We start from the raw sequence: 13,614 nt of genomic DNA, 5'->3' as shown, positions 1-13,614 counted from the left end.
GCCGGGTCGTTCGCCACGGGCCGGGGCCGGCTGCGGCCGCTACCGCGACGGGCGCATCCAGACCGCCGGGTCCGGGACGAAGCGGACCCGCAGGACGCCGTCGCGTAGGCCCGCGCCCTCGATCACGCAGCGCCGGAGCGCCGATGGGAGTTTGAACAGGCGGCGGTTCGGGCCGACCGTGATCACGAGTTCGTCGCCGCGGCGCAGCAGGTCCAGGTCGTCGCGATCGGTGCCCGGCAGTGGCAGCAGCAGCGACAGCCGCTCGCCGTCGCGTTCGATCAGGTGCTCGTCGTCGATCGTGCCACCGGGGCCGACCGGGGCGAAGTGGGCGGCCACGTCCGCGAGTTCGGCCGCGCCCAGCGGCTCGGCGGCCAGCATCGGGATCTGTGCCAACGGCACGCGCGGGAACAGCGCGCACAGCGCGTCCACCGTCTCGCGCGCCACCTCGGCCCGGGACCGCACCGTCGGGTCGGGCGAGTCGGCGGCGCCCACCCCGTTCACGATCACGTCCTCGATCCGGTGCCCGTACAGCGCGAGCGCCGACGCGGCCCGTCGCGCCGCCGCCAGTGCGACCGTTCCGGGCCGGACCACCACCCGTACCGTCGTCGTCGGTGCCGCCACCAGCGACCGCAGCACCTCCAGCTCGCCGGTCACCCGCCGAGCCGTGGCGTAGACCCAATCCTCGGGCATCGGCACCCCCGCGACCGCGGCCAGCACCGGCCGCAGCGCCCGGGCCGCCTGCCGCTCGACCGGCAACAACCGGTCCAGGTAGCGCGCCAATCCCTCCGGCAGCGCCAGCGCCGGCACCGCCCGCTCGACGGCGGGCAGGTCGACCACGATCAACTCGTAGCGCCGCGCGTTCACCGCCCGGGCGAGCACCCGCAGCGCCAACACATCGCCGGCGCCGGGCAGCACGGTGATCTCCTCGGGATCCAGCGGATCCACCCCGACCACCGCGAGCGCCGCCCCCAACTGGCTCTGGACCAGCAGGAACTCGCGTTCGAACTCGGCCCGTGCGGCGACCCGCTGCACGGTCAGGTCCGGCAGCGCGTCGAACGGATCCGTGCCCACCGGCACATCCAGGACCGCGTCCACATCCCGCGTGCCGTCGGCCGCGAGGAGCAGCGTGCGCCGCCCGGCCCGCGCCGAGGCGACCGCCGTCGCCGCCGCGACGGTCGTGCGTCCGGCCCCCGGGAGGCCGGTGACCAACAGGACCCGCGTCACCGCCGGATCAGCTCTCGACGCGCTTCTTGAGCCCGGTCAAGGCGCGGTCGATGATGACCTTCTCCGCCTTGCGCTTGAGCATGCCCAGCATCGGGATCTTGACGTCCACGGTCAGTTCGTAGGTCACGTCGGTGCCGCCGCTGATCGGGCTCAGCGCGTAGCGGCCGTCGAGCGCCTTGAGCATCTGGCTGGTCACCAGGGTCCAGCGCACCTCGCGGTCGCCGTCCCACGTGTAACCGAGCACGTGCTCGTCGCTGATCACCCCGGCGTCGAGCTTGAATCGCACGCGCACCGCGCGCCCGGTCGCCTCGTCGATCTCGAGGACCTCGGTCTCCTTGACTTCGCCGGTCCACTCGGGATAGCCCTCGAACCCCGCGATGACGGCCATGACCTCGGCCGGCGTGGCGTCGATCGTGATGGTCGAGCTGGTCCGTTCAGCCATCGTGAGGAGTCCTCCGGAAGCTCGCGTAGCCGTTATGGCTGTCCTGCACGGACATCACCGGATGCCCGCGTACAACCGATCCGCCCGAAGGCTATCGTGCCCGACCTGCGCGTACGCGGCACCGGCTCACCAGGAGAGGACGTACGGTTTGCCGGTGGCCTGGAAATGCCCCACGTTGACGCATTCGGTACGTCCGATCCGCATCCGCGCCCGCAGCGGCTGGTGCACATGACCGAACAGCACCAGGTCGGGTTCGGTCTCGTGGATGGCCCGCAATACCGCCTCGCTGCCGCGCTCGAACCGGCGGGCCACCACGTCGTAGGTGAGGTCCGGCACGGCGGGCGGGATGTGGCAGCACAACACGTCGACCCGACCGACCGCGGCGACCTTGGCCGCGTACTCCTCGTCGGAGATCTCGTACGGCGTGTGCATCGGCGTGCGCAGGCCGCCGCCGACGAAGCCGAAGGTCCGGCCGCCGATCTCGACGACCTGGCCGTCGAGCACGGTGACCCCTTCACGCGCGTAGTCCGGCCACAGGTCGGGCACGTCGACGTTGCCATAGGTGACGTAGGTCGGCGTCGGGAAGGCCGCGAACAGCGCGGCGTACTGCCGGCGCACCGCCTGCTCGATCGCCGCGCGGGCACCACCCGGCACGCCCGCCCACAACGATCCGGAGAACGTCCGGGCCTCGGTGAAGCGGCGGGCGTTGCGCAGCGCGAGCAGCCTGCGGGTGTTCTCCACACCGAACAGATCGGTGAAGATGCCCCGATCGAGGTCGTGGTAGTCGAGGAAGAGCACCAGATCGCCCAGGCACACCAGGGCATCGGCGCCGTCGCCCGCGTGGGCGAGTGCCTCGGCAGCGCCGTGGACGTCGCTCACCACGTGGACCCGCATGTCCGTCACTGTACTGACGGCCCGGAACCGAAACCGACGGCGCGTCGGGGTTGCCTCCGTCACACCCGTCCCTCGCGACGAATCGATACTCTCGACATGCACCACCGAATCGGGACGGATGGGCCGTCGGTCTGCGGACGGGATCCGCGTCGATCCGGCCGTGGGCTTGTCCGTGGCGTGAGACCGGGCACAGGATCCTCGTGACCTCTGTCCCCCGGACCTACTTGCCAGTAACGTCTGCCCCCGTCGACGACTCGACAAGACCACCGACGAGCCGCCCGACGAGAGCCACCGAAGACACAGACCCACGACACGGACGCAAGACAGCGGGGCCAGGACACAGGCCGAAGTACCGGACCGCAGAAGAGCCGAAGAACAGACCCGTGAGACCGGCGGGCGAGCACGACACGCCGGCGACACGGATCGACACAGACAACGGCAAACGGCAGCGCCGAACCCCGGCGCCGAGACCGCAACGAGGAGCATCAGTGCGCGAGTGCAGCGTCCCGGCCCTGGCCGAGGTTCCCGCCGAGGGCAACCTGACCGACCTCATCAAGCGCAACGCCGCGGAGGCACCGGATGCCCCGGCGCTCGCCCGCAAGGTGGGCGGACGCTGGACCGACGTGACCTCGACCCGATTCCTGGCCGAGGTGTACGAGGTCGCCAAGGGCCTGATCGCGTCGGGCATCGAGCCCGGCGACCGGATCGGCCTGATGTCGCGCACGCGTTACGAGTGGACACTGATCGACTTCGCCATCTGGTGCGCCGGCGCGATCTCGGTGCCGGTGTACGAGACCTCCTCGGCCGAGCAGCTCGAGTGGATCCTGTCCGACTCGGGCGCGCGTGCGGTGATCGTGGAGAACGCGGCGCACGAGGGCGCGGTCGAGCGGGCCCGGGAGCGGCTGCCCGAGCTCAAGCACGTGTGGCGGATCGACGAGGGCGCCGGCGAGACCGCGGTGGCCGCGCTCACCGCCGCCGGGCGCGATGTGGCCGACGCCGTGGTCGAGGAGCGCAGCGCGACCCTGCGCGCCGACTCGGTGGCGACGATCATCTACACCTCCGGGACCACCGGGCGGCCCAAGGGCTGCGTCCTGACGCACGGCAACTTCCAGGCCGAACTGGGCAACGTGGTCGCGTTGCTGACCCAGCTGTTCGTCCCGGAGAAGTCGAGCTGCCTGCTGTTCCTGCCACTGGCGCACGTGCTCGGCCGGATCCTGGAGATCGGCTGCATCATGGCGCGCGTACGCATCGGGCACTGTCCCGACGTCAAGGACCTGACCAAGGAACTCGCGTCCTTCCAGCCGACCTTCGTGCTCGCGGTGCCCCGCGTGTTCGAGAAGGTCTACAACGCGGCCTCGGCCAAGGCGCAGGCCGACGGCAAGGGCAGGATCTTCGACATGGCCGCCGAGACGGCGATCGCCTACAGCGAGGGCATGGACGCTGCGAGCATCAGCCTGGGCCTCAAGCTCAAGCACAAGGTGTTCGACAAGCTGGTCTACGGCAAGCTGCGCGCGGCGCTGGGCGGCCGGGCCACCCACGCGATCTCCGGTGGTGCGCCGCTGGGCACCCGGCTCGGACACTTCTTCCGCGGCGTCGGCTTCACCGTCCTGGAGGGCTACGGCCTGACCGAGACCTGCGCCGCGCACACGGTCAACCCCGCGGTCGGGATCCGGATCGGCACGGTCGGTCGACCGGTTCCCGGCTCGGCGGTGCGGATCGCCGAGGACGGCGAGATCCTGGCCAAGGGCCCGAACGTGTTCACCGGCTACTGGAAGAACGACGCGGCCACCGCCGACGCGTTCGAGGACGGCTGGTTCCGTACCGGCGACATCGGTGTGCTGGACGACGACGGCTTCCTGACCGTGACCGGCCGCAAGAAGGAGATCCTGGTCACCGCGGGCGGCAAGAACATCGCACCGGCCGTGATCGAGGACCGCATCCGGGCCCACCCGCTGATCAGCGAGTGCATGGTGGTCGGCGATCGCCGTCCGTTCGTCGGCGCACTGATCACCATCGACCCGGAGGCGTTCCCGATCTGGAAGGAGCAGCACGGCAAGCCCGCCGACGCGACGGTCGCCGACCTCGCCGAGGACCCGGACCTGCTGGCCACCGTCCAGGACGCGATCGACGAGGGCAACAAGGCCGTCTCGCGGGCCGAGGGCGTGCGCAGGTTCCGCGTGCTGACCATCAACTTCACCGAGGAGAGCGGCCACGTGACGCCGTCCCTCAAGCTCAAGCGCAACCTGGTGCTGCGGGACTTCGAGCAGGACATCGAGAAGATCTACGAGGGCTGAGTCCCGAGCCGCGCACGAGGGCCGAGCCCGAGCGGCGTCGTGGGCGGGGCGCGCACCACACCGAAGGCGGCCGGCCCGGGAAACCCCGGGTCGGCCGCCTTCGGCACGTGGTGCGTCAGCCCGCCGACTTCGGATCCAGCAGCCCGCGCAGCCGCCCCGACAGCAGATCCCAGCGCCACTCGCGCTCCACCCAGCGCCGCCCCGCCGCGCCCATCCGGGCAGCCTGCGCCGGGTCGGCCAACAGACCCGCCACCTTGTCCGCGACGGCGGCCGGCGAGCGACCGTTCACCACGTATCCGGTCTCCCCGTCCAGGACCGCGTCCGGCGCCCCGCCCGAGTCGCCCGCCACCACGGGCCGGCCCACCGCGGACGCCTCCAGGTAGACGATGCCCAGGCCCTCCACGTCCAGCCCCTTGCGCCGGGTCCGGCACGGCATCGCGAACACGTCGCCGGCCTCGTGGTGCGCGGGCAGTTCGGCCCAGGGCACCGCGCCGGTGAACACCACCGAATCGCGCACGCCGACCCGGTCCACCATCGCCTCCAGCCGGTCCCGGTACGGTCCCGCGCCGACGATCAGCAGCGCCGCGTCCGGCACCCTGCGCCGGATCCGGGGCAGCGCGTGGATCAGTACGTCCTGGCCCTTGCGCGGGACCAGGCGTGACACGCACACCACCACCGGCCGATCGCTCAGCCCGTGCCGGGCGCGCACCTCGACCCCGCCCACATCCGGGCGGAACACCTGCTCGTCGACGCCGGGCGGCAGTCGCACCATCCGGGCGGCGGCGGCCGGAGTGAGCGCGGGTGCGATCCTCCCCCGGGTGTACTCGCCCAGGTAGGTGACGGTGTCCACCCCCTCGCCGATCCGCCGCAACAACCGCCGCGCCCCCGGCAACACCGCCCAGCCCGCCTCGTGCCCGTGTGTGGTGGCCACCAGCCGCTCGACGCCGACCGCGCGCAGCCGGGGCGCCATCAGGCCCAGTGGTGCCGCCGCGCCGAACCACGCGGTGTCGCAGCCCTCGGCACGGGCGATCTCGCGGGCCCGGCGTACCGCGCCGGGCGTGGGCACGAGCATCGGAGTGCGGTCGCGCACCACCGGGAAGGGCTGCTCCGCGTCGAACGCGGCCATCTCCGCCCGGTCCTTCCACGACGACGTGTAGACCACGACGCCGTCGGCCGGCAGCCGTAGGGCCATGGAGTGCACGAAGGACTGGATGCCGCCGGGACGCGGTGGGAAGTCGTTGGTGACGATCAAGGTCTTCATCACGATCGAGGATCCCAGACCGCGAGGCGCGGACCCGGCCGCGCCGGTGACGCGCCCGGCCGCCGGTGCCGGCCTCGGTACGATCCGTCGGTGAGCCCTCCCCAGTCGCACCGCATCCGGAACCCGTTTCGGACCCCGTCGAGTGCCCTGTGGACCATCGTGCTCGGCTGGGCGGCGACCCGGCTGCTGTTGTTGCTGATGGTCACCGAGGTGCTGCCGAATCCGTGGCCGTTCGTGACGGGCGACGCGCGGTTCATCTACCGCGAGTGGTTCGACATGCTGCGCTCGGGGACCTTCCCGGTGGACGACGTGCGCTGGCAGTATCCGCCGGGCGCGGCGGGCGTGTTGCTCCTGCCCGGGTTGTTGCCGTTCGACTACGCGACGTCGGTCTACCTGGTGATGATCGTCGCGGACGCGCTGGTGTTGTGGCTGCTGGCCCGGACGATCCCGCGCGGCACCTCGCCGTACGGCGCGGCGCTGTGGGTGGTGGCGGTGCCGCTGCTGGGGCCGATGATCCTGGCCCGCTACGACCTCGCGGTGACGGCGCCGACGGTGGCCGCGCTGCTGCTGGCCGGCGGCCGGCGTACCGACCGCGACCGGCTCGCGGGCCTGCTCGCGGGTGTGGCGGCGGCGATCAAGGTGTGGCCGGTGCTGATCTTCGTCGGGCTGCGCGGGCGCGGCCGGACGGCCCGGGTGTACGGGTGGACGCTGCTCGGCGGCGCGGTCGTGGTGCTGGGGTTCGCCGCCGTGCTGCCCGGCGCCTTCGCGTTCCTGGGCTACCAGAGCGAACGCGGCATCGAGGTCGAGTCGGTGTTCGCGCTGCCCTTCCACCTGGCGACCCGGTTCGGCTGGAGCGGCCGGGTGCAGGAGAGCTACGGCTCGCTGGAGTTCCACGGCCCGTACGTGTCGGCGGTCGGCCGGCTCAGCCTGATCGCCAGCGTGCTCGGCTTCGGCTGGCTGCTGCTGTGGCGGGTGCGCACCCGCCGGTTCACCGGCGCGACGGCGTGTGACGCGGCGCTGTGCGCGTTGCTGATCTTCGTGGTGACCAGCCGGGTGATCAGCCCGCAATACCTGGTGTGGCTGATCGGTCTGGCGGCGGTGTGCCTGACGCGTCGCGACACCACCCAGCGTCCGGTGGCCGTGCTGCTGCTCTGCGCGATGCCGCTGACCCTGCTCGAGTTCCCGATCTGGTTCGGCGAGTTGCTGGACTCGCAGGTCCAGGCGGTGTTGGCGCTCGGGCTGCGCAACGCGCTGCTGGTGACCGCGACGGTGGTGTCGGGTCGGCGGTTGTGGCGGGCGAGTCGGGCCGTCGAGGAGGCGGCCGTGGGCGAGGCGCCGGATCGGACCACGACGGTCGGTGCCGCACGGCGGCCGGCGGAGACCTCCGTATAGGGGAGCGAGTCGCTGTCGCGAGGCCCGATTTCGTGCCCGCGACGGCGGGTGGGTCCGCCGGGGAGGTGGTTCCGCTGCCCGCTTCGGACCGTTCGCGGGAGGCTTGTTCGCGTTGGGGTGCGAGAGCGCGGAGAATGCGTCGGATGGATCCTGATGAGCGGGTGACGGGTAAGGGCGCGGCCGAGGACGGCGCGGGCGCGTGGGCGGACAGCACGGACGAGGTGCCCACGCCCGGTGCGACCGACGACCGGGGGCACACCGAGCGTGATGACGCCGAGCGGGTCGATCCCTGGGCGCGGCTCGGGGAGGAGGCCCACAAATTGGCCGAATCGTTGAGTGGGGCCGACAAGGGGGACGAGGCGCCCGCCGCGCGGTTGGCCGAGGAGGCACGCAGGTTGGCCGAGACGCTCGTGGAGCAGGCCGGCGCGGTGCGTGAGCAGGTCGTGCGCAGGCATCCCGAGGTGGCCGCGCACCTGGCCGCGGCCGGGGCCGAGTTGGCGTCCGCGTACCGGGCCTTCGTGGGTGATCGGGAGCGCCGGTGGGCCGCGAAGCCGGCGGAGACCGAGCGGATTCGGCTCGACGACGAATAGCCGGACCGCGCACCTTCGCGCCGCCGCCCGCCCACGCGCGCGGGCATCCCCGCGGTGACCTGCGGGCGTACGGGTGGGGTGGACCCGGGGAAGGGACCAGTACGATCCGTTGCGGGCAATGCACGCGAACGAGCTTGGGACGACATGGGACTCACGATCGGTGTCGACATCGGTGGCACCAAAATCCTCGCGGGCGTGGTCGACGCCGACGGGGTGATCCTCGATCGGCTCAAGATCGCCACCCCCAAGGACGCCGATGGCACCGCGCAGGTGATCGCCGAGGCGGTCGACACCCTGCGGCAGAACCACGTCGTGGAGGCGGTCGGGCTCGGTGCGGCGGGGTTCATCGGCGCGGACCGGTCGACCGTGCTGTTCTCGGCCAACGTCGGTGCGTGGGTGGGGGAACCGCTGCGTGACCGGATGGAGGCGCTGATCGGCCTCCCGGTCGTGGTGGAGAACGACGCCAACGCCGCCGCCTGGGGCGAGGTCCGCTTCGGCGCCGCCGCGGGCCACACGAACGTGATGTGCGTGACCGTCGGCACCGGCATCGGCGGCGCGATCGTGTTCGGCGGCGAGCTGTACCGGGGCGGCGGCGGGATAGCGGGTGAGCCCGGCCACATGCGGGTGGTCCCGAACGGCATCGCCTGCCCGTGCGGCAACTACGGCTGCTGGGAGCAGTACGCCAGCGGCAGCGCGCTGACCCGCTACGCCCGCGACCGCGCGGCCGGGATGCCCGAGGCGGCGGAGAAGCTGCTCGCACTCGGCAACGGCACGCCCGCCGGTATCCAGGGCCCGCACGTCACCCAGGCCGCGCTGCTCGGCGACCCGGTCGCGCTCGCCGCCTTCCGTGAACTCGGCACGTGGCTCGGCCAGGGACTGGCCGACCTGTCGGCCGTGCTGGATCCCGCCGCGTTCGTGATCGGCGGCGGCGTCTCGGACGCGGGCGACCTGCTGCTGGTCCCCGCCCTGGAGACCTACCGCAGTGTGCTGCGCCGGGGTCATCGGCTCGGTGCCGAGGTCGTGGTGGCCACCCTGGGCAGCGACGCGGGACTGGTCGGCGCGGCGGACCTGGCCCGCCACTGATCCGTACCGCGACTCCACGCGGACAACCACCGCCCGTGCACCGGGTGGGTCCACAACTGGTCGATCATGGTTGGGGCCCGCCGGCCCGAACCGGGCAAGGGGGCTCCAGTGACCGTCGGTACCGGTGAGATCCGGGTCATGTCGTACAACGTGCGTTCGTTGCGCGACGATCGGGAAGCCCTGGTCCGTATCGTCCGACACTGCGAGCCCGATCTGCTCTGCGTCCAGGAGGCGCCGCGGTTCCTGCGTTGGCGGCACGCGGTGGCCCGGTTCGCGCGCGAGTGCGGCCTGGTGGTGGTCACCGGTGGGGGCACCGCGTCCGGCCCGCTGCTGCTGGGCGGCCTGCGGGTGCGGGTGCGCCGGGCACAGGACGTGCTGTTGCCGCGTACGCCCGGGCTGCACCAACGCGGCATGGCGGCCGCCGTGGTCGAGGTCGGCGGCGCCGAGTTCGCGGTGGCGGGCACCCAACTGGGCCTGGACGCCGCCGAGCGGTTGACGCAGGCCGAGCTGGTGCTGCGCCGGTTGGCCGGGCTCGGCGTCGAACACCGGGTGCTGGCAGGGGACTTCAACGAGTCGGCCGGGCGTCCCGCCTGGGACCTGCTGGCCGGGGAGATGCAGGACGGTTACGCGATCGCGCCCTGGGGCTCGGAGTTCACCTCGCCGCGCCGGGATCCCGGTCGACGCCTGGACGGCGTGTTCGCGTCCGAGGGCATCGAGGTGCTCGGATGCGGTGTGCCCGACGACGTCACGGACGCCGACTACACCGCTGCCTCCGACCACCGCCCGGTGCTGGCCACCCTGCGGGTGCCCACCACCTGACGGTGGTCGAGCAGCTCGATCCGGTCGGTCGGGGTCGAACGGGTCGGGTGGGTCGAGCGGTTCGTCCCGTCAGGGCTGGAAGCTCGACTTGAAGCCGGCCAACAACTCCTGTGTGGCCGGGTCGTCCCAGACCGCCTCGGGGGTGTCCAGGTACAGCGAGTAGCCCCGCCCGGAGGGGACCGTGAAGCCGAGGTTGAGCACGTGATGTCGGGTGCTGCTGCCGTAGGTGAAGTGCCATGCGGCGGCGGGGTAGTCGCGGTAGGTGGCCTTCTCGATGCTCAGCTTGCGGTAGTTCGGGAAATTGCCACGCACTTGAGGTTCCAGCTCCTTCCAGTCCTCGACCGGGTCGGTCGGTGAACTGGGGACGGTGTCCACGTTGAGCTTGAGTGTGCCCTCGGCGTTGGCGAAGAACTCCTGCGAGTCCACGGTCTTGAGCCTGGTCCAGCCCGGAGGCAGGCCGATCCGGTAGCCGGAGGTGCCACCCGTGTACGAAGTCCAGCCCGCCGGGAGGCCGTTCGAGTCGGCCGCGGGAGGCGGTTGGGTCTGCGGCGTGGTCTGCGCGGGCGGGTCGCTCGGGCTGCTCTTCGGCGGGTCCGTGCTCGGCGGCGGCTGGGTGGGTTGGCCCTCCGCCGGGGCGGTCGCGGCGGCGCTCGGCGAGGCCGAGGAAGTGGCCTGTGCAGCGGGCGAGTCGGCGCTGCCGGTGTGCTTCGCCGTGGGCTTCTTGTCGTCCTCGGGGGCGATCAGGAAGAGGATCAGGCCGACCACGACGCCGAAGACCACCAGGGCCGCGATCGCGGCGGGCAGCGGCAGCCACGGGAACGTGCGTGCCGGGCGGTCCTCCCGAACCGGTTCGGCGGGTTTCCCGGGCGGCGGGACGAGGGGCGATGCCATCTCCACGGCGGTCCGGGGTATTTCGTCGGGATCCGGTTCGTCGGCGCGCACCGCGGGTACCGCCGCGGGTATGGACTCCGCCTCGGGCGCGGGCCGGGGCAGCAGCGGCACCGGCGGAATCGGCACTGCCCGGGTGGCCGCGTTCTCCTCCCGGATCTCGCGCAGCGCGTCGCGCAGCATGGCCTCGGCCTCCGCCGCGTCCGGCCGCTCCTGCGGGTCCCGAGCCAACAGAGCGCGCAGCACCGGGTCGAGCGCGCCCGCGTGCTTGGCCGGCGTCGGGTCCTCACTGACGATCGCGGTCAGCGTGGCCAGCGGTGTCGAGCGCTCGAACGGGGCCTTGCCCTCGACCGCCGCGTACAGCGTCGCGCCGAGCGACCACAGGTCCGAAGCGGCGGTCGGATTCAGGCCCTTGGCCCGTTCCGGCGGGATGTACGCCGGCGCGCCGAGCACCACGCCCGACTGGGTGACCGACGAGTCGCCCTCGACCACCGCGATGCCGAAGTCGCTGAGCACGGCCCGGTCGTCCAGCGTGATCAGTACGTTGCCGGGTTTGACGTCGCGGTGCAGGATGCCGGCCGCATGCGCGGTGCGCAGCGCGTCGATCATGGTCAGGCCGATCTCGGCGACCCGATCGGCGGCCATCGGGCCGTCCCCGCGAATCACCTCGGCCAGCGAGCGCGAGGGGACCAACTCCATGACGATCCACGGCCGATCGTCCTCCTCGACCACGTCGTAGACGCGGACCACCGAGGGATGGCTCAGCCGGGCGGCGGCGCGGGCCTCGCGGGCGGCGCGCTCGCGCAGCCGGGCCCGCTCGGCGTCGTCCGCCCCCGGCTGCGGCAGCATTTCCTTCACCGCGACCTCGCGGCCCAGGACTTGGTCCCGTGCCCGCCAGACCGCACCCATGCCGCCTCGCCCGAGTCGGTCGGCGAGCAGGTAGCGCCCGCCGATCAGGCGTCCCTCGTTATCCGCGTCCACGCAAGGAAGGTACCCGTACCCGGACTCGGAATGCGGGATGACGTCCCGTCAGGACCCGCCATGATCGACCGGGGTGACGCCGAGTCAGACCACCGCGCCGTCGTCCGGGTCGTCCTCGTCCCGATCTCGCCGCATCCGTGCCACCAGCGCGACGAATCCGCCGGTGAACGCGGCGAACGCGACGAACGAGGTCCACGGCCCGACCGGGCGGCCGAGCAGCACCGACACGAGCAGGTAGAGCGGACCGCCGACCAGCGCGATCCAGGCGATCTTGGTGGCCGCGTCGGTCTTGGGCAGCGGGGGCGGCGGAGGCGGCACGAAGTGCTCCTCCGGGTCCTCCTCCAACTCGTCGATCACCGGCGGTCCCGGTGGCGCGAGCGAGTAGTCGCGCGGTCCCGCGGCGGCGGGCACCGCGACCTTGAACGACCCGTCGGTCGGCGGCTCGTCGCGCTCCGGGCGCTCACCGCCCAGGTCCTCGGCCACCGGCCAGCGCGGGACCGGGTCGGCCACGTCCTTGTCGAAGGACGCGACGATCTGCGCCCACACCTCGTCGTCACCCGGTCGTTCGGCGGGCGTCTGCGGTTCGGCCCGCTCCGCCCGCTCGGCGCCCTCCGCGCGCAGCGGATCCACCTGGGGGATGTCGGCGGGCCCGGCCGCCGCCTCCTTGGCCCGGGAGCGGGGCGAGGACGGCTCGGTCAGCGAGCGCAGGATCGCCCGGGCCCGCGACGTCGCCGCCGCGTCCACCCACAGGCGTTCGATCTGCTCGGGTTCCTCGTCCGGATCCCGAGGCTCCAACGTCGAGACGTATGCCGCCACCCCCGCGTCCCGCAGGGCGACCAGCATCACGTCCGCCGCCTCGGGATCGAGGTCGGTCAGGGGCTTGAAGGACTCCGCGTCGAGTCCGTTGCCACGTCCGCGCACCGTTCGTTCAGTCCCTCTCGGCCGTCTCCGGGGCCCGCGCGTCCGGCGCGAGCCGGCGTACGAACTCCAGGCTGGATGCGAAGATCCGTTCCGCGTCGTGATCGAGCGTCGCCACGTGATAGCTGTCGTTCAGCAGGACGTCGGTGACGTCCGTGGAGGAGATCTTGGCCAGCACCGTCTCGGAGTTGGCCGGTGAGACCACGTGGTCGTGCGGACTGTGCAGAAGCAGCACCGGCTGGGTGACCTGCGGCAGGTCGGCGGAGACCACGCGCCAGAAGCGGGACAACGAATAGGCCGCCTTCACCGGCGTGCGCGGGTAGGCGAGCTCGACCGAGCCCTCCAGGCGGATGTCCGACGCGATGCCGGCCACCGACGGTATGACGTGGCGCAGCACCGGCAGCAGCCTGACCTTGGGGTCGTCGGCCTGCACGGACGGGTTGACCAGTACCAGACCGGCCACCTTGTCGCCGTGCTGCTGGGCCAGCCGCAGGGCCAGACCGCCACCCATCGACAGGCCCATCACGAACACCGTGTCGCAGCGCTCGCGCAACCGGTCGAACGCGCGGTCCACAGTGGCGTACCAGTCCTGCCACGTGGTCAGGTTCATGTCCTGCCAGCGGGTGCCGTGACCGGGCAGCAGCGGCAGCGACACGGACAGACCGGCCGCGGCGAGGTATCGGGCCCACGGCCGCAGCGACTGCGGCGTGCCGGTGAAGCCGTGGCACAGCAGGACGCCCACGGACCCGCCGTCGTGGTGGTGGGGCTCGGCACCGGGCAGGATCGACACCAACGGGCTCCTTCGGGTGACGGGCTTGGCGGGACGAG

The 13,614-nt window shown here is 72.4% G+C and carries 12 protein-coding genes; 5 read left to right on the top strand and 7 right to left on the bottom strand.

Going from position 1 to position 13,614, the window contains the following annotated elements; translation table 11 throughout:
* Positions 1-39 precede the first annotated feature (39 nt).
* From A3IC_RS0125940 to A3IC_RS0125930, 3 genes are all read right to left on the bottom strand, one after another.
* On the bottom strand, positions 40-1,224 hold the full coding sequence (locus A3IC_RS0125940) for an ArsA family ATPase (protein ID WP_020552983.1): 1,185 nt from the start codon (positions 1,222-1,224) through the stop codon (positions 40-42).
* Between the two features lie 7 nt (positions 1,225-1,231).
* Positions 1,232-1,666, bottom strand: coding sequence for an SRPBCC family protein (locus tag A3IC_RS0125935; RefSeq protein WP_020552982.1), 435 nt, complete (start codon positions 1,664-1,666; stop codon positions 1,232-1,234).
* A 126-nt stretch (positions 1,667-1,792) separates the two neighbouring features.
* Positions 1,793-2,560, bottom strand: a complete 768-nt coding sequence (locus A3IC_RS0125930; RefSeq protein WP_020552981.1) for a metallophosphoesterase family protein — start codon at positions 2,558-2,560, stop codon at positions 1,793-1,795.
* Positions 2,561-3,048: 488 nt separating this feature from the next.
* On the opposite strand from A3IC_RS0125930, the gene A3IC_RS0125925 reads away from it, so the two are divergent.
* Positions 3,049-4,854 carry an AMP-dependent synthetase/ligase gene (locus tag A3IC_RS0125925; protein ID WP_020552980.1) on the top strand — a complete coding sequence of 602 codons (1,806 nt, stop codon included), beginning with the start codon at positions 3,049-3,051 and terminating at the stop codon, positions 4,852-4,854.
* Between the two features lie 115 nt (positions 4,855-4,969).
* On the opposite strand, the gene A3IC_RS0125920 is transcribed toward A3IC_RS0125925, so the two are convergent.
* Positions 4,970-6,118, bottom strand: a complete 1,149-nt coding sequence (locus A3IC_RS0125920) for a glycosyltransferase family 4 protein (RefSeq protein WP_026218748.1) — start codon at positions 6,116-6,118, stop codon at positions 4,970-4,972.
* A gap of 87 nt (positions 6,119-6,205) precedes the next feature.
* Between A3IC_RS0125920 and A3IC_RS56620 the strand changes: the two genes are divergently transcribed.
* The 4 genes from A3IC_RS56620 (at position 6,206) to A3IC_RS0125895 (ending at position 9,999) form a co-directional block, all read left to right on the top strand.
* Positions 6,206-7,507: a glycosyltransferase 87 family protein gene (locus tag A3IC_RS56620; protein ID WP_020552977.1), complete on the top strand. Its 1,302-nt coding sequence runs from the start codon at positions 6,206-6,208 to the stop codon at positions 7,505-7,507.
* 143 nt (positions 7,508-7,650) lie between these two features.
* Positions 7,651-8,097, top strand: a complete 447-nt coding sequence (locus A3IC_RS56615) for a DUF5304 family protein (protein WP_158696103.1) — start codon at positions 7,651-7,653, stop codon at positions 8,095-8,097.
* Between the two features lie 144 nt (positions 8,098-8,241).
* The gene (locus tag A3IC_RS0125900; RefSeq protein WP_020552975.1) at positions 8,242-9,180 is read left to right on the top strand and encodes an ROK family glucokinase; all 939 of its coding nucleotides are present in this window, start codon (positions 8,242-8,244) and stop codon (positions 9,178-9,180) included.
* Between the two features lie 108 nt (positions 9,181-9,288).
* Positions 9,289-9,999, top strand: a complete 711-nt coding sequence (locus A3IC_RS0125895) for an endonuclease/exonuclease/phosphatase family protein (protein ID WP_020552974.1) — start codon at positions 9,289-9,291, stop codon at positions 9,997-9,999.
* Between the two features lie 69 nt (positions 10,000-10,068).
* Here A3IC_RS0125895 and A3IC_RS0125890 read toward each other — a convergent pair whose 3' ends face one another.
* The 3 genes from A3IC_RS0125890 to A3IC_RS0125880 all read right to left on the bottom strand — a co-directional run bounded on the left by A3IC_RS0125890 (position 10,069) and on the right by A3IC_RS0125880 (position 13,576).
* Positions 10,069-11,868, bottom strand: a complete 1,800-nt coding sequence (locus A3IC_RS0125890; RefSeq protein WP_020552973.1) for a serine/threonine-protein kinase — start codon at positions 11,866-11,868, stop codon at positions 10,069-10,071.
* A gap of 84 nt (positions 11,869-11,952) precedes the next feature.
* Positions 11,953-12,789, bottom strand: coding sequence for a hypothetical protein (locus A3IC_RS71365; protein ID WP_020552972.1), 837 nt, complete (start codon positions 12,787-12,789; stop codon positions 11,953-11,955).
* Positions 12,790-12,796: 7 nt separating this feature from the next.
* Positions 12,797-13,576: an alpha/beta hydrolase gene (locus A3IC_RS0125880; RefSeq protein ID WP_026218747.1), complete on the bottom strand. Its 780-nt coding sequence runs from the start codon at positions 13,574-13,576 to the stop codon at positions 12,797-12,799.
* Between the last annotated feature and the right edge of the window lie 38 nt (positions 13,577-13,614).

Source organism: Embleya scabrispora DSM 41855, from assembly GCF_000372745.1.
GTDB classification, from domain to species: domain Bacteria; phylum Actinomycetota; class Actinomycetes; order Streptomycetales; family Streptomycetaceae; genus Embleya; species Embleya scabrispora.
Note: the sequence above shows the minus strand (reverse complement) of the source record. Positions and strands in the feature narration are given on the sequence as shown.

Coding starts and splice junctions, on each gene's coding strand:
- A3IC_RS0125930 (WP_020552981.1), bottom strand. CDS start 2,560: ATGCGGGTCCACGTGGTGAGCGACGTCCACGGCGCTGCCGAGGCACTC.
- A3IC_RS56615 (WP_158696103.1), top strand. CDS start 7,651: ATGGATCCTGATGAGCGGGTGACGGGTAAGGGCGCGGCCGAGGACGGC.
- A3IC_RS0125900 (WP_020552975.1), top strand. CDS start 8,242: ATGGGACTCACGATCGGTGTCGACATCGGTGGCACCAAAATCCTCGCG.
- A3IC_RS0125935 (WP_020552982.1), bottom strand. CDS start 1,666: ATGGCTGAACGGACCAGCTCGACCATCACGATCGACGCCACGCCGGCC.